At 74.0% G+C, this 18,891-nt stretch carries 19 protein-coding genes and 1 riboswitch; of the genes, 11 read left to right on the plus strand and 8 right to left on the minus strand.

Annotated elements, in window-relative coordinates; all coding sequences use genetic code 11:
* Positions 1-31: 31 nt before the first annotated feature.
* From ACQP04_RS34240 to ACQP04_RS34255, 4 genes are read right to left on the minus strand one after another with little or no spacing between them, the layout of a single operon-like run.
* On the minus strand, positions 32-742 hold the full coding sequence (locus ACQP04_RS34240) for a TetR/AcrR family transcriptional regulator (RefSeq protein WP_433504578.1): 711 nt from the start codon (positions 740-742) through the stop codon (positions 32-34).
* On the minus strand, positions 739-1,497 hold the full coding sequence (locus ACQP04_RS34245; RefSeq protein WP_433504579.1) for a maleate cis-trans isomerase family protein: 759 nt from the start codon (positions 1,495-1,497) through the stop codon (positions 739-741). Before ACQP04_RS34245 ends, ACQP04_RS34240 begins: the two co-directional genes overlap by 4 nt.
* Complete coding sequence (locus ACQP04_RS34250; RefSeq protein ID WP_433504580.1) at positions 1,494-3,137, minus strand: (2,3-dihydroxybenzoyl)adenylate synthase; 1,644 nt, start codon at positions 3,135-3,137, stop codon at positions 1,494-1,496. Before ACQP04_RS34250 ends, ACQP04_RS34245 begins: the two co-directional genes overlap by 4 nt.
* Positions 3,134-4,630: an FAD-dependent monooxygenase gene (locus ACQP04_RS34255; RefSeq protein ID WP_433504581.1), complete on the minus strand. Its 1,497-nt coding sequence runs from the start codon at positions 4,628-4,630 to the stop codon at positions 3,134-3,136. The genes ACQP04_RS34250 and ACQP04_RS34255 overlap by 4 nt, the downstream gene beginning before the upstream one ends.
* Before the next feature lie 145 nt (positions 4,631-4,775).
* On the opposite strand from ACQP04_RS34255, the gene ACQP04_RS34260 reads away from it, so the two are divergent.
* The 5 genes from ACQP04_RS34260 to ACQP04_RS34280 all read left to right on the plus strand — a co-directional run bounded on the left by ACQP04_RS34260 (position 4,776) and on the right by ACQP04_RS34280 (position 10,808).
* A complete protein-coding gene (locus tag ACQP04_RS34260) occupies positions 4,776-6,875 on the plus strand; it encodes a hydantoinase/oxoprolinase family protein (protein ID WP_433504582.1) in 2,100 nt (699 codons plus the stop codon).
* Positions 6,872-9,175: a hydantoinase B/oxoprolinase family protein gene (locus tag ACQP04_RS34265; RefSeq protein ID WP_433504583.1), complete on the plus strand. Its 2,304-nt coding sequence runs from the start codon at positions 6,872-6,874 to the stop codon at positions 9,173-9,175. Before ACQP04_RS34260 ends, ACQP04_RS34265 begins: the two co-directional genes overlap by 4 nt.
* Before the next feature lie 189 nt (positions 9,176-9,364).
* Positions 9,365-9,685: a hypothetical protein gene (locus ACQP04_RS34270; protein WP_433504584.1), complete on the plus strand. Its 321-nt coding sequence runs from the start codon at positions 9,365-9,367 to the stop codon at positions 9,683-9,685.
* A 104-nt stretch (positions 9,686-9,789) separates the two neighbouring features.
* Positions 9,790-10,545, plus strand: a complete 756-nt coding sequence (locus ACQP04_RS34275; protein ID WP_433504585.1) for a gamma carbonic anhydrase family protein — start codon at positions 9,790-9,792, stop codon at positions 10,543-10,545.
* Positions 10,546-10,664: 119 nt separating this feature from the next.
* Positions 10,665-10,808, plus strand: a complete 144-nt coding sequence (locus tag ACQP04_RS34280) for a hypothetical protein (RefSeq protein WP_433504586.1) — start codon at positions 10,665-10,667, stop codon at positions 10,806-10,808.
* Between the two features lie 144 nt (positions 10,809-10,952).
* Here the strand turns inward: ACQP04_RS34280 and ACQP04_RS34285 are convergent, their stop codons facing one another.
* Positions 10,953-11,141 (minus strand): hypothetical protein, encoded by a 189-nt coding sequence (locus ACQP04_RS34285; protein WP_433504587.1) that lies wholly within the window; start codon positions 11,139-11,141, stop codon positions 10,953-10,955.
* Between the two features lie 184 nt (positions 11,142-11,325).
* Between ACQP04_RS34285 and ACQP04_RS34290 the strand changes: the two genes are divergently transcribed.
* Positions 11,326-12,789, plus strand: coding sequence for a hypothetical protein (locus ACQP04_RS34290; RefSeq protein ID WP_433504588.1), 1,464 nt, complete (start codon positions 11,326-11,328; stop codon positions 12,787-12,789).
* Positions 12,786-13,283 carry an SCO family protein gene (locus ACQP04_RS34295; RefSeq protein ID WP_433504589.1) on the plus strand — a complete coding sequence of 166 codons (498 nt, stop codon included), beginning with the start codon at positions 12,786-12,788 and terminating at the stop codon, positions 13,281-13,283. The genes ACQP04_RS34290 and ACQP04_RS34295 overlap by 4 nt, the downstream gene beginning before the upstream one ends.
* Before the next feature lie 4 nt (positions 13,284-13,287).
* Here the strand turns inward: ACQP04_RS34295 and ACQP04_RS34300 are convergent, their stop codons facing one another.
* Positions 13,288-14,229 carry an AraC family transcriptional regulator gene (locus ACQP04_RS34300; RefSeq protein WP_433504590.1) on the minus strand — a complete coding sequence of 314 codons (942 nt, stop codon included), beginning with the start codon at positions 14,227-14,229 and terminating at the stop codon, positions 13,288-13,290.
* A gap of 102 nt (positions 14,230-14,331) precedes the next feature.
* Positions 14,332-14,397: riboswitch (guanidine-III (ykkC-III) riboswitch) on the plus strand.
* Between the two features lie 14 nt (positions 14,398-14,411).
* Here ACQP04_RS34300 and ACQP04_RS34305 point away from each other — a divergent pair.
* The 3 genes from ACQP04_RS34305 to ACQP04_RS34315 all read left to right on the plus strand — a co-directional run bounded on the left by ACQP04_RS34305 (position 14,412) and on the right by ACQP04_RS34315 (position 16,524).
* Positions 14,412-14,726, plus strand: coding sequence for a DMT family transporter (locus ACQP04_RS34305; protein WP_433504591.1), 315 nt, complete (start codon positions 14,412-14,414; stop codon positions 14,724-14,726).
* An 84-nt stretch (positions 14,727-14,810) separates the two neighbouring features.
* Positions 14,811-15,419, plus strand: coding sequence for a carboxymuconolactone decarboxylase family protein (locus ACQP04_RS34310; protein ID WP_433504592.1), 609 nt, complete (start codon positions 14,811-14,813; stop codon positions 15,417-15,419).
* A 25-nt stretch (positions 15,420-15,444) separates the two neighbouring features.
* The gene (locus ACQP04_RS34315; protein ID WP_433504593.1) at positions 15,445-16,524 is read left to right on the plus strand and encodes a PLP-dependent cysteine synthase family protein; all 1,080 of its coding nucleotides are present in this window, start codon (positions 15,445-15,447) and stop codon (positions 16,522-16,524) included.
* Between the two features lie 8 nt (positions 16,525-16,532).
* Here the strand turns inward: ACQP04_RS34315 and ACQP04_RS34320 are convergent, their stop codons facing one another.
* Entirely contained in the window at positions 16,533-16,676 is a 144-nt protein-coding gene (locus ACQP04_RS34320) for a hypothetical protein (protein ID WP_433504594.1), read from the minus strand.
* Between the two features lie 88 nt (positions 16,677-16,764).
* Positions 16,765-17,958 carry a cation:proton antiporter gene (locus ACQP04_RS34325; RefSeq protein WP_433504595.1) on the minus strand — a complete coding sequence of 398 codons (1,194 nt, stop codon included), beginning with the start codon at positions 17,956-17,958 and terminating at the stop codon, positions 16,765-16,767.
* A 251-nt stretch (positions 17,959-18,209) separates the two neighbouring features.
* Here ACQP04_RS34325 and ACQP04_RS34330 point away from each other — a divergent pair, with 251 nt between their 5' ends.
* Entirely contained in the window at positions 18,210-18,890 is a 681-nt protein-coding gene (locus tag ACQP04_RS34330) for a DUF899 domain-containing protein (protein WP_433504596.1), read from the plus strand.
* The last annotated feature ends 1 nt before the right edge of the window (position 18,891 follow it).

An 18,891-nucleotide genomic window follows, 5' to 3' on the forward strand; every position in this document is an offset into this window, starting at 1 on the left:
CTGCGGCGGAGGGGCCCGTGGGTCGGCGGGATCAGAGATCGAGGATGCGCTCCAGGTGGTCGAGGTCCTGGCGCAGCAGCTTGAGGGCGGCGGCCGGCCCCTCGGCCTCGGGGGCCTGGTGGTCGGGGCGGACCAGGGCGGCGACGGCCATGTCCGCGAGCTGGTCGGTCACGCTCACGGCGGTGTCCCTGCCGCCGGGATGGAACCACCAGGCGACCCAGTTGCACATGCCGAGCACGCCCAGCGCCGCGACCCGGGCGTCGACGGGCCGGAACCGGCCCGCGCGGACGCCGTCGTCGATCACCCCGGCGATGACCTTGAGCACCGCCCGGCGGCTCTCGTCGTAGGCCGCGGTGAGCTCGGCCGGGAGCTCGGCCTCGGAGCGGATGAGCAGCCGGAACCGCGCGGGCTGCGTGGTCCGCCTCCCGACGATCACCTCGACGATCCCACGCAGTCGCCGGACCGGGTCCTCGTCCCGCTCGACGAGCGCGTTCAGCTCGTCCAGCGGGCCGTTGGTGACCTCGGTGACGAGCTTGGCCAGCAGCTCGTCCTTGCTCTTGACGTAGTAGTAGAGCGCGGGCCGGGTGATGCCGAGGGCGTCGGCGATGTCCTGCAGGCTCGTGCCGGCGAAGCCGCGCTCGGCGAAGAGCCGGGTGGCGTGCTCGTAGAGCTCGTTCTCGACCAGCTCGCGCCGGGCCGTGCCGGCCCGCCCGCCCTTCCGGCCCGCCCCCGGTTCGCTCATGCGCCGATGGTAGGTGGCGCCGGAGCGTGCGCAGCGGACCGTCCGGCCCCGGCGAGCAGCCTCCCCGCCCCGGGAAGCACCGGATCGAGACCGAGCCCGCGCAGCAGCGCGTACGCTCCGGCGGTGGCCGCGGACAGCACCGGCAGCCCGAACTCCTCCTCGGCGGGCGCGACGAGGTCCAGCGACGGCATCTGCACGCAGGCGGAGATCACCAGGGCGTCCGCACCGGTCAGGTCCAGCCCGCGGGCCGCGCCGAGCACCCGGTCGCCGGGGATGCAGCCGACCTCGGCGTTGTCCCCCACCTCGAGGGCCGCCCAGTCGACGACGGCGAACCCCTCCGCCTCGAGGTACGCGACGACCTGCTCGGCCAGGGGCCGCAGGTACGGCGTGACCAGCGCGATCCGCCGCGCGCCCAGCGCCTGCAGCCCCTCGACCAGGGCGCCCGCGCTGGACAGGACCACGGTGTCGATCTGCGCGCGCACCTCCTTCTCGACGCGCTGGTGCTCCCCCGGCCCCTGCGCCATCAGCGCGACGAGGCAGGCGTAGAGCAGGGCGTCGACGCGGGCGTCGGCCAGCTCGTCCACGCACCGCTCGCGCTGCGCGTTCATCGCCCTGAGCTCCTCCGGCGACACCTGGTGCATCCGCATCCGGCTGGAGTGGAAGGAGAACCGCTCGGGGTGCCGGGCGAGCAGGGCGGGGATCTCGGTCTCGACGGTCACGTTGGAGCTGGGGACGACCAGCCCGATCCTCTTCATGTACCCACCTTGGAAGCGATGTCGGCCGCCAGGGCCTTCTTGTCGGTCTTGCCCACGAGCGTCCGCGGGATCTCGGCGAGGTGCTCGATCCGCTCGGGCCACTTGAACTTGGCGACGCCCAGCTCGGCGAAGTGCTCCCGCACCTCGGGCAGGGTCAGGTCGGGCCCGTCGACCACCACGTACGCGCAGGTCCGCTCGCCGAGCCGCGGATCCGGCATGGCGACCACGGCGGCGCCGGTGATCCGCGCGTGGCGGAGCAGCAGCAGCTCCACCTCCTCGGCGTTGATCTTCTCGCCGCCGCGGTTGATGAGGTCCTTGATCCGGCCCTCGATCGAGACGCACCGCTGCCCCCCGATCTCGACCAGCGCGGCGAGGTCGCCGGTGCGGTAGAACCCGTCGCCCGTGAAGGCCCGCGCGTTGTGCTCCGGGGCGTCGAAGTAGCCGCGCAGGGTGTAGGGCCCGCGGCAGCACAGCTCGCCCACCTCGCCGGGCGGGACCTCGTCCTCCGTCCCGGGTTCGAGGATCCGCACCTCGTCGTGCGCGGACAGCGGGGTGCCGACGGTCGTGGCGCGGGCCTCCCGGGGCGCGCCCGGCCGGGTGGTGAGGAACAGGCCCTCGCCCATCCCGAACAGCTGCCCCGACCAGAGCCCGCGGGCCTCCAGGCCGTCGAACAGGGCGGGCGGGACCTTGCTGCCGGACAGCACGACCTGGGTCACGGCCGCGACGGCCGCGGGGAAGTCCGGGTGCCCGGCGGCCCGGTAGTGCCCGTGCCCGAGCAGGACGTGGGTCGCGCCCTCGCGCGCCATCAGCGGCAACGACTCGTCGAGGTCGGGCGTGCCGAGGACCAGGCAGGCGCCGACGCTGTGCGGGCCGTGGACCGCGCAGACGATCCCGGCGTTGTGGATGATCGGGATCAGGTGCGCGACGCGGGTGTCCGCGGTCCAGCCCCAGGACCGCGCGTACTCCGCGGCGTTGTACCAGTACTCGGCGTGCAGCCGCGGGATCACCTTGGGCACTCCGGTGGTGCCACCGGAGAGCTGGAAGGCCGCGACGGCGTCGGGCTCCAGGTCGCCCTGGACGCTCTCGACGAGCGCCCGGGCGGAGTCCCGGTCGACGCCGGCGCCGAGGGCCGACAGCGCCACGCCGCGCGGGTCGTCGCCGACGACCAGGACGTGCCGCAGCGTCGGGTGCCCCGCCCGCTGCTCCTCGGCGAAGCCGACCAGGTCGAAGCCGCGCGTCCCCGCCTCGACCAGGTGCGCGACCGCCCCGACGCGGTGGCTGATCTCGCCGATCTCGTGTCCGCGGTGCGCGGCCAGGGTGGCGACCGGGACCAGCCCGGCCTTCAGCACCCCGTACCAGGCGACGACGGCGTCGAGCCGGTTCGTGACCTGGAACAGCACCGGGTCGCCGGGCCGCAGCCCGAGCCCGGCGAGCCCGGCGGCGAGCCGGTCGGTGCGCTCGTCGAGCGCGCGGTAGGTCAGCCGGCCGTCGAGGGCGACGACGGCCTCCCGGTCCGGGTGGACGAGGGCCACCCGGTGGAACTCGGTCGCGATCGTGGCGGTGCCCCACAGCCCGGCCTCGCGGTAGGCGCGGACGTCGGCCTCGGGGTACGGGACCAGGGGGGCCTGGGCGAGGGTCATGGCGTCTCCTGCACGTCGATGAGCACCACCAGGTCGGTGCGGCCGCTGACCAACCCGGCCGCCAGATCGTCGCGCAGCGCGGCCGGTCCCTCCACCGCCGTCGGCACGCCGGCCTCGAGGCCGATCCGCTCGGCCAGGTCCAGCCGGGTCAGCAGCGCAGGGCGATCGGGCGGTCCGGTGAGCCGGACCCCGGCCGTGCCCCGCGCCTGCGCGACGAGCGCGTCCCCGGCCGCGGACCACGGGTCGTCGAGCGCGGAGTGCAGCGGGACGAGGTCGGCGGCGCGGTCGCGGGTCGGCGGGTGGTCGAGGACCCAGGAGGTGATGCCCTCGGGAGCGACGTCGGCGCGCTCACCGGCGTACTGCTCCAGCGCCGTGCCGACGACGTCCGGGCTGGTCTGCGCGAACCGGTCCAGCGGCACGTTCCCGGCCCGGGACATGTAGGCGACCATCAGCCGTTCCACGGGAAGGTGCAGCCGGGCGGGGAAGGACTCCCACCACAGCTGGCTGCGCCGGGCGAGCTCCTGCAGCCGCTCGACGGCGGGCCGGCGCACCGCCTCGTAGCGCGCGAACGCCGCATCCCGGTCCGGTTCGGCGCGGAGCGCGTCGACCAGGCCGATCGCGTCCTCCATCGCCAGCTTCGTGCCCGAGCCGATGGAGAAGTGCGCGGTGTGCGCGGCGTCGCCCAGCAGCACGGTGTTGCCCGCCGACCAGCGGTCGCAGCGGACGGTGCGGAAACGCAGCCAGCGCGTCCGGTTGCCGATCAGCGGCTGCCCGCGCAGCTGCTCGGCGAAGACCTCCCGGAGGTAGCGCAGCGAGGTCTCGTCCGAGGCGTCGAATGGGGTGGCCTGCGTCGACGCGTCGAACCCGGCCCGTCGCCAGGTCTCCTCGTCGGTCTCGACGAGGAAGGTGCTGCGCCCGCCGGAGTAGGGATAGGCGTGTGTGACGAACACCCCGTGCTCGGTCTCCACCGGTGCGAAGACGGCGTCGTCGAGGGCGAAGTCGGTGCCGCACCACAGGTAGAGGCCCCGGCCGACCTCGATCCGCCCGCCGAACGGCCCGTTCTCGCGGGTCGCGCTGCTGACCCCGTCCGCGGCGACCACCACGTCCGCGTCGAGCTCCCCGGCGGTCACGCGCGTGCCGAACTCCAGCACCACGCCGGCCTTCTCCGCGTGCCGCTGCAGCACGGCGAGCAGCTCGGTGCGCGCGATGCCGATCAGCCGGTCGTTGCGCACCCGGGTCGTGTGCGGCCCGACCTGCATCGTCATGTCGTGCCGCAGGCCCGCGGCCACGAGGTCCCGCAGCGTGTCCGGGTCGGCCGCCTCGAGCTTGCGCTGCGTGCCCGCGGCCAGGCCCACGCCGAAACCGAAGGTGGTGTCGGGCTCGCCCTGCTCGTGCACGACGACCTCGCAGGATGGATCCGCGAGCTTGAGCAGGCGGGCGGCGTAGAGCCCGCCCGGCCCTCCGCCCAGCACCGCGACGCGACGTGGCTGCATCTGCTCCCTCTCCGTACCAGCCTCTTTGACTTTGTCGTCGACTATTCGACGACACGTAAGCCGGAGAAGTCAAGGTTGACTGCCGTCGGATGTGTTGAATAGTCTACGCATCCGTCAGTCACCCCTGCGCGAAGGAGCGCCAGCCATGGCCTATGTCATCGGCGTGGACGTGGGCGGCACGTTCACCGACGCCGTGCTCGACGACGACGCCGGGACCGTGCTCGCCGCGAAGTCCCCGTCCACCCCGCCGGACTACTCGCAGGGCGTCCTCGACGTCCTGCGGCTGCTGGCCGACCAGCTCGGGAAACCCCTGCCCGAGATGCTGGCTGAGACCCACCACATCGCACACGGGACGACGTCGTCGCTCAACGCCCTCGTCATGGGCAACGTGCCGCCGGTCGGGTTCCTCACCACCAAGGGCCACCGGGACTCGATCTTCATCATGAACGTGGAGGGCCGGTACCTCGGCCGCTCCCCGCACGAGCTGCAGCACGTCCTCGGGCAGAGCAAGGACCACGCGCTGCTGCCGAAGCGGCACGCCCTCGAGGTGACCGAGCGCATCGACCGGGACGGCACCGTGGTCGTCGGGCTCGACGAGGACGAGGCGCGCGCCGCGATCCGGGCCCTGCTGGCGGACGGGGTGCGCGCGATCGCCGTCTCCCTGCTGTGGTCCTTCCGCAACCCGGTGCACGAGCGCCGGCTGCGCGAGCTGATCGCGGAGGCGGACCCGGAGGTCTTCGTCGCACTGTCCTCCGAGGTCAGCCCGCGGATCCGGGAGTTCTCCCGCAACGCCACCACGATCATGAGCACGCAGATCGGGCCCGGCCTGCGGGACTACCTCGGCACGCTGGAGTCCTCGCTGCGGGACAACGGCCTCACCGGTCCGCTGCTCGTCATGCAGTCCAACGGCGGCGCCGTGGCCGCCAAGGAGGCGCCGGCGGCCGCGATCAGCACCGTCGGGTCCGTGCTCACCGGCGGCGTCGTCGGGTCGGTGGCCCTGGGCCGCCAGCTCGGCCACCGCAACATCATCTCCACCGACGTCGGCGGCACGACCTTCCTCGCCGGCCTGGTCGTGGACGGCGAGCCCGTCCGCGACACCACCACGGTGATCAACCACCACCCGATCAACGTCCCCACGCTGCGCGTCGACGCGATCGGCTCCGGCGGCGGCGCCATCGCCTGGCTCGACGCCGGCGGCAACCTGCGGATCGGCCCGCGCAGCGCCCAGGCCGTCCCCGGCCCCGCCTGCTACGCAGGCGGCGGCACCGAGCCCACGAACACGGACGCGAACCTCGTGCTCGGCATCCTCCCGGAGCGCGGCCTGCTCGGCGGGCGCAAGCCCCTCTCGCTGGACCTCGCCCGGCAGGCCATCGACACGCAGATCGCCAAGCCGCTCGGGCTGACCGTCGAGGAGGCCGCGGCGGCGATCTACACGGTGCAGAACGCGCAGACCGGCGACCTGCTGCGCAAGACGGTCGTCGAGGCCGGGCACGACCCGCGCAACTTCGTGCTCTACGCCTTCGGCGGGGCGGGCCCCGCGCACTGCGCCGGGTACGCCGCCGAGGTGGGCTGCGACGAGGTCGTGGTCCCGCTCGGGCCGGTCGCGAGCGCGTTCTCCGCGTTCGGACTGGCGTCGTCGGACATCGTGCTGGCTGCCGAGCTCTCCGACCCGACGATCGTGCCCTTCGACCCGGCCCGCGCCGAGCGGAACTTCGCCGATCTGGAGAAGCGGGTCCGCGAGGGGCTCGACCGGCAGGGGGTGCGGTTCGAGACCGTCGAGCTGCACCGCGAGATCGACATGCGGTACACGATGCAGCTCGCCGAGGTCACCGCGCCGGTCGCTCCCGGTGCCCTGGGGATGGCCGAGATCGAGGCCGCCGCGGCGGCGTTCGAGAAGCGCTACGCCGAGCTGTTCGGCAAGGACGCCGGGTTCCGCGAGGCCGGCATCCAGGCCATCACGTTCCGGGTCCGGGGGATCGGCGTGCTGCCGTTCAGCCCCGAGCTGCCCTCCGTCCCGCACGCCGAGGGTCCGGCCGAGCCCGTCACCACGCGCCCCGTTCAGCTCGACGCCCGCCTCGGCTACGTCGACACCCCCGTCCACGACTACGCCGCGCTGCGCGCCGGCCACGTCCTGACCGGCCCGGCGATCGTCGAGGTGCCGACCACCACCGTCGTCGTCCCGGGCGGGACGACGGGCACCGTCGACCACCTCGGCAACCTCACCATTCGCAGGAGCGCCCGATGACCATGCCGATCCCCGGCTCGGAGGCCTTCTCCAGCCGCCCCGTCGACCCCGACGAGCTGGCCCGCTCGCTGCCGTCGTCGCTCCCGGTGCACAGCGTGACCCAGGAGCAGATCGACGCCCTCGACCCGCTCACCTACGAGGTCATCCGGCACCGGCTCTGGTCGGTGACCGACGAGATGGGCGAGGCGCTCAAGCGCATGTCCGGCTCGCCGATCGTCACCGACGCCAACGACTTCGACTTCGCCATCTCGGACGAGCTGGGCCAGGAGGTCCAGGTCGGCCTCTACAACACGATGCTCGTCGGCGCCGTGGACCTGGCGATCTACTGGACGCTGCGCAACCGCGCCGACAACCCCGGCATCGAGGCCGGCGACATGTTCCTGTGCAACGACCCGTGGGTCGGCGGCGGGCTGCACCAGAACGACGTGATCGTCTACCAGCCCGTCTTCCACGACGGGAAGCTCTTCGCCTGGACCAGCGCCATCGCCCACCAGCCGGACCTGGGCGGCGTCGGCCTCGGCTCGTTCTCCCCGGCGGCGCAGGACGTCTTCTCCGAGTCGCTGCCCACCCCACCGGTCAAGGTCGTGCGCGAGGGCCGGCTGCAGCGTGACGTCGCCGACCTCTGGGTGCGGCGCTCCCGCGTCCCGATGCTGGTCGGCCTGGACCTGCGGGCCAAGATCGGCGCCAACAACGTCGGCGCCGAGCGGCTGCACGCCCTGATCGCGCAGTACGGGCCGGACACGGTCAAGGCCGTGATGAAGCGGATGATGTCCGATGCCGAGACCCGCCTGCGGGACAAGCTCTCCGCGCTGCCGGACGGCTCGTGGACCGCCACCGGCTACCAGGACCAGTCCCACGAGGGCGACCGGAACCTGCACAAGATCACGGTCACCACCACCAAGACCGGCGACCGGCTGACCTTCGACTTCACGGGCACCGACCCACAGGCCGGCGTGATCAACTGCACCTACGCCGGCATGCGCGGCGGAGTCATGCTGGCGCTGCTGCCGATCCTGGCCAACGACATCCCGTGGTCCGCCGGCGGGCTGATGCGCTGCTTCGACCTGGTCACCGAGGAGGGCACGCTCAACAACGCGACCTTCCCCGCCGCCGTCGGGCGCGGGCCGATCGGGCCGGCCTGGCTGACCGGCAGCCTGATCGCCGAGTGCCTGTCCCAGATGCTCGACCGGGACCTGGAGCTGGGCAAGAACGTCCAGGCCACCTGCTGCGGCACCTGGGACACCGCCGTCATCGCCGGGCTGGACGAGCGCGGCGAGCAGCCCGCCCCGTTCCTGTCGATCATGATGGAGCCGATGGCCGGCGGGTACGGCGCCCGGCCGCACGCCGACGGCGTCGACACCGGCGGGCTGTTCTGCATCCCGATGGGCCGGGTGCCGGACGTCGAGATGACGGAGTTCCTCTACCCCGTCCTCACGCTGTGGCGGCGCGAGGTGCCGGACTCCGGCGGGCCCGGGCGGCACCGCGGCGGGCTCGGTGCCTCGATCGCGATCACCCCCCACGGCACCAGCCTCCCGATGGGCCTCGTGCTCGCGAGCGCAGGAAAGGCGGTGGCGCAGAACGCCGGCCTGTCCGGCGGGCACCCCGGCAACAGCGGGCTCGACGTCGTCGCGCGGCAGAGCAGGGTGGCGGAGCTGCTCGGCTCCGGCCGGATGCCGTCCTCGCTGGAGGAGGTCGGCGACACGCTGGAGCCCGGGCAGAACTACGCGTCGAGCTACCTGGCGCCCGGCGAGGTCTTCGCGATGACCTGGCAGGGCGGCGGGGGCTACGGCGACCCCCTGACCCGCGACCCCGAGGCCGTCGCCCGGGACCTGCGCGAACAGAAGATCACCGCCGACGCGGCGGCCGGCGTGTACGGCGTGGTCCTCGCGGACGGCACGGTCGACCCGGCGGCGACGGCGGCCGAGCGGGAGCGGCTGCGCGGCGTCCGGCGCGACCGGTCCCGGGTGGCGGGCGGGACCCGCGGCAAGGCGGACCTGTCGTCGGTCAAGCGGGTCGACGACAACCTCGTCGAGGTCGGCTCCGCGGTCGCCTGCGCGCACTGCGCCGAGATCCTCGGGGACACCGGGGAGGGCCCGCTCGCCCTCGCGGTCTACGACGGGCCGCCGACCGACGCCGGGCCGCAGATCATCGCGCAGGCGGCCGACTACGTCGACGCGCCCGTCGTGTTCCGGCAGTACAGCTGCCCGTCCTGCTGGACGGCGCTGTCCTCCGCGGTCGTCCCCGCCGACCATCCCGACCGGGCCGCCACCCTCGGCCGGCTCACGGTCACGGCCGGCTGACCGACGGGTGGGCGAGCGGCGCTCCCCGCCGCTCGCCCACCCGTTCCGCCCCTGCCGTCCATCGGTCAGGGGCCTCGCGAGTCCCCCGCGGCGTCGGCCGATCACCCGGTCCCGGCGGCGGGCACGCCGCAGCACCCTTCGGAGGACCCCGGAACCACCCGGGCAGACGCCACGAAGGGACTCCTGAAGATGAACAAGCGCATCGCGGTCGCCGCCACCGGCGGGCTCGCCGTCCTCGGACTCGTCGGGCTGGCCGGGGTGGCCGGGGCCGCCGAGCACGCCGACCCGACCGGGCTCGTCCTCGCGCCGACGACCTCCTACTCCAGCCCGTCGACGCAGTCCGCACCGATCCGGGACCTCGCACCCGGGACCGGGATGCAGACCATCTGCCATACCGAGGGCGAGACGCTGACCGGCAACCCCAACTGGTTCCGGATCTCCGGCTCCCACGGCTCGGAGTACGTGCACCGCAGCGCGATCTCCGTCGCGCCCGTGTTGCCGCATTGCTGAGGACCGGCGGGTCCGCGAGGCCGAGGGCCTCGCGGACCTTGTCGCGTGCGCCGGCCCCGAGGACAATCGCGGACCCGCACGGGCACGTTCGTCGGGAGGCCATCATGGGCGAGGAGTACCAGCCGCTCCCACGGCCGGTGGGCCGGCACGCGGTGTTCGTCCGGCACCGGTTGCACAGTCCCCGGGTGGCGCAGTCCGCCTACATCGCCCCCAACGCCGTGCTGTGCGGGGACGTCACCGTCGGCGCGCACAGCCGGGTCCTCTTCGGGGCCGTGATCACCGCCGAGGGCGGGCCGGTCGAGATCGGGGCCCACTGCGTGATCATGGAGAACGCGGTGGTGCGCGGGGTCGCCCGGCACCCGACCCGGCTCGGCGACCACGTGCTCGTCGGGCCGCACGCCTCGCTGACCGGCTGCGTGATCGAGGGCGACACCCGCATCGCGACCGGCGCGGTGGTGTTCAACGGCGCCCGCCTCGGGGTCGGCGCGGAGCTCGACTTCCACGCGGTGGTGCACGTCAACACGTTCGTCCCGGCCGGGACGGCCGTGCCGATGGGCTGGTTCGCCGGCGGCGACCCGGCCGAGCTGGTCCCGCCGTCGGACCGGGACCGCATCCGGGAGCTGATGGGCCCGCTGGACTACGCGGGCACCGTCTTCGGGGTCGGCGGGACGGACACCCCGATGCAGGACATCGCCCAGCGCTACGCCCGCGCCCTGGCCCTGCACAACCGCGACGTCGTGCTCCTGCCCAGCCAGCGCGACCTGCTCGCGCACGAGCCGGAGGAGGAGGAGGAGGGCGAGCACGAGCGGCCCGCGGGCTCGTCGACCGGCAAGGTCGCCGTCGACCACCGGTTCCTGTAGGGCGGCCGTCCCCCGATCGCCCGACACGGCGCTCCCCCGGCGCATCCGTCGTCGGGCCGACGGTGCCGGGCCGCGATCGGGAGCAGGGTTCTCCTCAGCAGCGAACGAAGGAGAATCCGATGACCGCCACCGCCACCCTCACCCGCCCGGCCCCGAAGGACCGTCGCGACCTGCAGGACGAGCAGGCGCCGTCCCCCTGCCCCGGCGCCCCCCGACCCGCCCTCCACCTGCAGCGCCGGCTCGTCGCCCGGATGGTCGGCTGACCCTCGTGCGCGCTCGGGGCGAGCGCACACCGCGGCTGGAGGATCGTCGCCGTGCGCTCCCCCGAGGGGAGGCGCCCAGTGACGTGTGGGGGTGCGTCGGCGCCTCGTGCTCGGTGGAGGAGGCGCGCTTCCCGGGCCGGCGGGTCACGCGGCACGGACGAGCCGCGTTCCCGGCGCGGGGAAGGCCAGCACCTGGGCCGTCGGTTCGGGTTCCCATGGTCGTTGCGTCACCACGGCGCCGCAGCCGCGGCAGCGGCACGGCCGGGTGGCGAGCGCGCCCTCGGGGACGGTGACGATGGCGGTGCAGGTCCGGCAGAGCGTCGTGGTGAACATGGTGTGCCTCCTGGTCCGGGTCCTCGCAGGTGAGACTCCGGTGCGGGCCCCGACTCATCGGCGCGCGCCGTGTTCCGGGAACGCCTTTTCCGGGTTCCCGGATCGACGGTCCGAAGGCCCGGGGAGCGGCTAGCGTCCGGCGCGGCGGACCGCGGTGCGGGCGGCCGTCGGAGGGAGGACGGCGATGTCCCACGGGGTCCTGACCCGGGAGCAGCTCGGGCACCTGCGGCACTGGGACAACCTGTCCCGGCAGCTGCCCAACGACTGGTCGCTGATGCAGGGCAAGGGCGTGAGCCAGGACGACTTCGGCGGCTACCGCTTCCAGCTCGCCTACATGGTCTACGGGCTCGCCCTCGCCCACCGGCACCGGCTGCCCGCGGCGCCCGGCCTGTTCGCCCCCACGATCCGCCGGCTGATCGAGAAGCTGCTCATGCCCGAGGTGTGGCTGTACTGGCGCGATGTCTCCCGCGGCGGCTCGGTGTTCAACGCCCACCTCTCGGACGGGCTCGCCGAGGAGTGGGACCCGGTCGTGCGGGACAACATCATGTACTCGGCGTACGTGCAGTCCTGCGCCGCGCTGCACGACCAGCTCTTCGGTACCGACCACTACGCCGCGCCGGGTTCGCTCACCTTCCGGCACTGGTCGTTCTTCTGGGGCGGGCCGGAGAAGCGGTTCGCCTACGACCGGGACTCGCTGACCGAGCACCTCTACTGGCTCATGGTCGAGAGTGGCTACCTCGGCGTCGCGTGCGAGCCGAACTGCGTGTTCCAGATCTGCAACCAGCCTGCGATCCTCGGCTTCCGGCTGCACGACCAGATCACCGGCGGTACCCGCGCCGACGACGTCGTCGCCGGTTACGAGAAGGCCTGGGCCGACTTCGGCCGCCTCGACGAGGCCGGCCACTACGCCATGATGATCTCCCAGGACACCCGGGAGGTGCGGCCCAACGAGCGTCCCTCCCCCTGGGTCGACGCCTGGTGCGGCGCGCTGATGAACACCTGGAACCACGACTTCGTGCACGGGCACTACCGGCGGCAGGTCGCCGACTTCCTCGAACCCGGGCCCGACGGCACGGTGTCGGTGCCGTCGGCGCCCGCCCGCCATGTCATGGGCCAGGAGATCGTGTCCGACACCTGCGACTTCGGCTGGGTCGCGGCCTGGGCCTCCGAGATGGGCGACCGGGAGACCCTCGACGGCCTGCTCGCCCACGCCGACCGGTTCATGGCCCCCACCTGGCGCGACGGCGGCCTCTACTACCCGCGCAACGACACGCCGTCGGACGCCGACGGGCGGCGCACCGAGATCGAGCCCATGTCCGGCAACGTCCTGCTCGGCTACGCGCGGCTGAACGTCGCGGACGGCCTGCGGCGCATCTACCAGGAGCCCTGGCCGGCCGGCCACCACGACGCGCCGCGGCTGGCCGCGGTCGACCGCGACGTCGAGGTCAGCCGCGCCGAGGTCGTCGACGGGACGTTGCACGCCCGCCTGCGCCGCGACCGGACGGTCCCCGGAGAGGGCACCGTCACGCTGGCCGGCCTCCCGCCGGGAACGCGCCTGCGCCTGGGCGGCACCGAGGTCACCCCGCGCATCCCGTCCGTGCTCGACGTGCCGGACGGCGCGGCCGTCGACCTGGTGGCCGCGCCGTGACCGCCCCGCCGATCCGCGCGACGTACTCGCTGGTCGACCACCACGGCACCCCGGTCACCGAGCGGACCTACCGCGGGCGCTGGCAGCTGGTCCGGTTCGGGTTCACCTCGTGCCGCGTGGTCTGTCCCCGCGCCCTGGCCAAGCTCGACGACGCACTGGACCGGCTGGGCGAGGCGGCCGCGGCCGTGGTCCCGCTGTACGTCACGGTCGACCCCGAGCGCGACACCCCGGAGCAACTCAAGGCCCACCTCGAGGCCACGCATCCGCGGTTCACCGGGCTCACCGGGACCGCGGAGCAGACCGGGGACGCGGCTGCGTCCTTCCGGGTCTTCACCCGCCGCCGCGACACCCCGGCGGGCCACGACGTGCAGCACACCGCAATGACGTACCTGCTCGACCCCGCCGCGGCCCCGGCCCGGTACTGGTCGGACACCCGGGACGCCGAGAGCATCGTCGCGGACCTGACGGCGCTGCTCGCCGCGGCGCGGACATGAGCCCTCAGGCCGACACGAGCGGCGGCTCACCCGGGCGGGCCCACGCCCCGGGCGCGACCCCGTACCGGCGCCGGAAGGCCCGGGTGAACGTGGTGGTGTCGGCGAACCCGCACCGGGCGGCCACGGCGGCGACGGTCGGGCGGTGCTCGCGGCCGAGCAGGTGGGCGGCCCGCCGGAGGCGCTCGTCGCGCAGGAACGTCGCAGGCGGCGGCTGTCCCGCCTCGGCGAACACGCGCGTGACGTAGCGGCCGGACACACCGAAGCGCCGGGCGATCGTATCGACGGACATGCCGGGATCGGTGAGGTTCTCCAGGACGAACCGCTGCATCGTCGCGGCGAGGGCGACCGGGCCGGTGGGCGGTGTCTCGGTGCCGCCGAGCGAGCCGAGCAGCGCGTCGAGCATCTGCAGCACCGCGGACGACATCCGGGCGGCCGACACCGCGTCCAGGCCGTCGACGGTCCGTTCGAGCGTGCCCGCGGTGGCGGCCAGCACGCGCAGTGCGGGGGTCGACCCCGGGATCGTCCGCGCGAGGCCGGCGGAGACCGCGGCCTCGTCGAGCTCGGCGCACTCCCCCGTCACCTGCAGTGTCAGGCAGGAGGTCGACGCCTCGCACTCGAGCGACAGCCGCTCGCGGCTGCGGTACAGCACGGCCTCGCCGGCGACCGCCCGGGCGACCCGTCCCGCCTGCGCGACGCGGACCGCGCCGCTGCGCTGGATCGAGAGGAAGAGGGTGTCGGGCGCGTCGTCCACCGACCCGGAACGGGTCATCCGGCAGGGGTCGGCAGCGATCCGGGAGAGGCCCAGGCGGGTGTCGAGCCCGCGTCCGACGATCTCGCCGCGGAACCCCGCGCCTCCCGCGGCGGGTGGCCGGACCCGGAGCGGGACGAAGCTCGTCTCGGCGATCGCGCTCCACTCGTCGAACGAGGAGGCCGCCGCCGAGAACATCCCGTGATGCTAGCCGGATTCGCGGCCCCTCCGGCGGCGTTCGGTGCGGTCAGACCGGTCACCAACCACCCCCGGCGAGCGCGGGCGTTGCTACCGTCGATCGCGGACCCGCCTCCCGCGGACTCCCCGGACGAGTGCGTCGTACCCGGCACGACAAGACGACGCCCTCCCGGAGGTGTGTCATGGCGTGGATCGTCCTCGTCGTCTCGGGTGTCCTCGAGACCGTCTGGGCCGCGGCGCTGGCCCGCAGCCGCGGCTTCACCGCGGTCCTGCCGTCCGTCACGTTCCTCGTGGCGCTGGTCCTGAGCATGGCCGGCCTCGCGTACGCGCTGCGGTCGATCCCCGTCGGCACCGGCTACGCGACCTGGGTCGGGATCGGCGCCGTCGGCACCGCGCTCTACGGCATGGTCGCCCTCGGCGAGCCCACGACCGCGGCCCGGCTGCTGTGCCTGCTCGCGATCGTCGCCGGCGTGGTGGGGCTCAAGTTCCTGCACTGACCGTCCCTGCACCGGGGTCCCGCCGTACGCTCCGGTCGACCTCGCCAGGAGGAGGACCATGACGACCGAGAGCGCGCACCTCGCGTGACCGACGAGCTCGTCGGGCGCCCCGAACGCCCCGGCCCGCCGCGCAGCCGCCCGAAGGCCCGGGCCGACCTGGACCCCGAGCGGGCCGCCCTGCACGACCTGATCGCCACCGGTCCGCGCCGCGCCCAGAGCCGGGTCCCGCTCGTCGACGACGAGGAGCGGCTGCTCGGCCCGTTCGGGGCGATGCTGTTCTCCCCGCGGATCGGGTCCGCCGTCCAGCAGGTCGGCGCCGCCCTGCGCACCGACCCCGACCTGCCCCCGCGGCTGCGCGAGCTGGCAGTCCTCACGGTCGCGGCGCACACGCGGTCGGAGTTCGAGTGGGCCTCGCACGAGGGCGCGGCGCGGGACGCCGGGCTGACCACCGCGCAGCTCCAGGCCCTGCTCGACGGCACAGAACCGGCAGGGCTCGACGCCGCCGAGCAGCACGCGTGGCGGGTCACCCGGGCCCTGCTCGTCGACCGCGACGTCGACGACGAGCTGTACGCCGCCACCCTCGCCGCGCTCGGCCGCGACACCCTCGCCGCCCTGGTCTGGCTCGTCGGCTACTACTCGATGCTCGCCGGCGCGCTGGCGACCTTCCGGCCCGCCGGCCCCGACTCCCGGTAGGCGGACAGGCGGATACGGTTCCGCCGTGGCGGTGGAACGGGCGGGCACGGACCGGCTGTGGGTCGACGAGGCCGTGCGGCGCGTGGAGGCGGACGCGAACCGCTCCGCGGACACCCACCTGCACGTCCTGCCGATGCCCGCCGACTGGGGCGTCGACGTCTACCTCAAGGACGAGTCGGTGCACCCCACCGGCAGCCTCAAGCACCGTCTGGCCCGCTCGCTGTTCCTGCACGCCCTGGTCAGCGGACAGATCGGGCCGCACACGACCGTCGTCGAGGCCAGCTCCGGGTCCACCGCGGTGTCCGAGGCGTACTTCGCGCAGCTGATCGGCGTGCCGTTCGTCGCGGTGCTGCCGCGCTCCACCAGCCCGGAGAAGATCGCGCTGATCGAGCGGTACGGCGGCCGCTGCCACCCCGTCGAGCACGGTGCCGGGATGTACGCCGAGGCGGAGCGGCTGGCCGCCGAGTGCGGCGGGCACTACCTCGACCAGTTCACCCACGCCGAGCGGGCGACGGACTGGCGGGGCAACAACAACATCGCCGAGTCGATCGTCGCGCAGCTCGCGCAGGAGCGGTACCCGGTGCCGGAGTGGATCGTCGTCGGGGCGGGCACCGGCGGCACCTCGGCGACGATCGGCCGGTACCTGCGCTACCGGCGGATGCCGACGCGGCTGGCCGTCGTCGACCCGGAGAACTCGGCCTTCCTGCCGGGCTGGGCGAGCGGCGCGTCGGACTACGCCACCGGGATGCCGGGCCGGATCGAAGGGATCGGGCGCCCGCGGATGGAGCCCAGCTTCGTGCCCGGGGTGATCGACCTGATGCTGCCGGTGCCGGACGCCGCGAGCATCGCCGCCGTGCGCCACCTGTACGAACACACCGGGCGGTTCGCGGGCGGCTCGACCGGGACGAACCTGTGGGGCGTCTACCACCTCGTCGCGCGGATGCTGGCCGACGGCGTGCGGGGCAGCGTGGTCACCCTGATCTGCGACGGCGGCGAGCGCTACCGGCACAGCTACTACGACGACGACTGGGTCGCCGCCCAGGGCCTGGACCTCGCACCCCACACCGAGCGGATCGAGCGGTTCCTCGCGACGGGCGAGTTCTGAGCCGACCCTCAGGGGTGCCAGTCGTTGGCGACGTCGAGGTCGTGCAACAGGCGGGAAAGGGTCTCGTCGTCGTAGGGGCCGGTCGTCGCCGGCCGCTCGGTGCTCGCCGGCACCTCGTCCGGGACGGCGGCGGGTTCGTGTGGCTGTGTCATCCGGTGCTCCTCGGTCGGGCCGGGACGGACGCCCATGAGCCTGCCCCTCCCGCCGCCGCGGCGATAGGGCCGGAGGGACCCGGTGCGGTCAGGGCGAGGGCGCGTCGCGGCGGGGACTCTCCTCCACGGCCGGCCGGTGGATCGACACGGCCACGGTCGGCAGGACCAGGACGGTGAGCACCGCCGCGCCGACGAGGGCGGCGGCGTTCTCCGGCAGCATCGTCCCGTTCCGCAGCCCGATCTGGGCCAGCGCGACGACCAGCGGCAGCGCGGTGGCCGTCACCAGCGCGGTCTGGATCCGCTCGCGCGGGGACAGGACGCCGAGGTAGACGAGCAGGGCCGGTAGCCCGCGGATGGCGATCATGAGCCCGAAGAAGAGCACGAGGCGCAGCGGGGCCTGCGCGATGGCGTGCAGGTCGATGGTCATGCCGGAGTACACGAAGAAGATCGGGATGAGGAAGCCGTGCCCGGCCACGTCGAGCTTCTCCTCCAGCACCGGCGCGCTCGGCCCGGCCCAGCGCCGCAGCACCATCCCGGCCACGAACGCGCCCAGCACCGCGTCGAGGTGGAACCGCTCGGTGACCGCCAGCAGCAGCACGAGGAGCAGCACCGTGAACCGCAGCGTGATCTGGTTGGTCTCGTGCTGGCGCTCGTCGAAGACCCGCGCCAGCCGCCCGCCCGGCCGCATCACCCGGGACGCGACGGCGAGCAGCACCGCGAGCACGGCCACCGCCGCCAGCGACAGCAGCGCGACGAACCGGTTGGCGATGCCGAGGAACACGGCGATCGCGAGGATCGGGAACAGCTCCCCGGCCGCGCCCCCGGCCATCAGGTATCCGCCCAGCCGGCCGCGCAGCATTCCGTTCTCGCGCAGGACCGGTACGAGTGTGCCCAGCGCGGTGGTGGTCATCGCGAGGGCCACGGGCACGAACGCCCGCACCAGCCCCAGCGAGGTGAGCAGCCCGACGGCCCCGAGCGCGAGGAGCAGCGACACCACCCAGGCCAGCAGCGCCCGCCGCCCCGCGTCCTGCCGGTACAGCCGCTGGTCGAGCTCGTAGCCGGCGAGCAGGAACACGAACCCCAGCCCGAGGTCGGCGAGCGGCTCGACGGGCGCCGGCGCGGCCACGCCGAGCACCTGCGGCCCCACGACGATCCCGCCGGCGAGCAGGAGCACCACCTGCGGGACGCGCACCCGGGGGAACAGGCCGAGCAGCAGCGGGGCGAGCGCCGCGACGACCGCGATGGCGAGCAGGCTGTCGAGGGCGCTGCCGACGTCGTTCACCTACCGATCCCCTTCGCCGACGGGGAGCCGTTCACCCACCTGCTCGTCGGGACCCCGCCACGCGCTAACCCTCGGGCACCCGGTGTGGGCATGATCGCGCGGATCGCCGCCCCGGTCGAGAGGTCCGCCGTCCTCGCCGGACGGCGGGGAAGCAGGTTCGGCGCCGCCCGGGACTCCTCGACGGCGGGACCGATGAGTCCGCGGCGCCCGGTCGGTCTGCCCCGGGGAGTAGCTGAACCGGAGGAGGAACCATGTCCGCACTGCCGCCCGTCGTCGACGCCGCCACCTGGGAGAAGGAGCTCGCCGTGCTGCGGGTGCGGGAGAAGGCCGCGACCCGCGAGCTCGACGCCATCGCCGCCCAGCGCCGGCGGCTGCCGATGGTCGAGATGCCCGACTACGTGCTGGAGGGCGCGGACGGCCCGGTCCGGCTCGTCGACGTCTTCGGCGACGCCCCGCAGCTGATCGTCTACAACCACATGTGGCACGACGGCGAGGAGTGGCAGTGCGGCGGCTGCACCGGCTTCACCTCGCAGTTCACCCGCCTCGAGGGCCTGGCGAAGTTCGACGCCCGCTTCGTGGTCGTCACCCAGGGCCCGATCGACGAGGCACTCGCCTACCGGCGCCGGGTCGGCAACACCATGGAGTGGTACTCGACGGCGAACAGCTCGTTCGGCTCCGACGTCGGGGCCCCGCCCGGCGGCGGGTTCGCGGTCAACGTGTTCCTGCGCGACGGCGACACGGTCTACCGGACCTGGCACACCAACGGTCGCGGCACCGAGCAGCTGAGCTACCTGTTCGGCCTGGTCGACCTGCTGCCGTACGGCCGGCAGGAGGTGTGGCAGGACTCGCCGGAGGGGTGGCCGCAGGGTCCGACCTACAGCCGCTGGGTGGGGTCGGAGGAGATCGCGGCGGCCTACGGGCCCACCGGCTGAG

This window comes from Pseudonocardia halophobica, assembly GCF_050948485.1.
Classification (GTDB): Bacteria; Actinomycetota; Actinomycetes; order Mycobacteriales; family Pseudonocardiaceae; genus Pseudonocardia; species Pseudonocardia halophobica.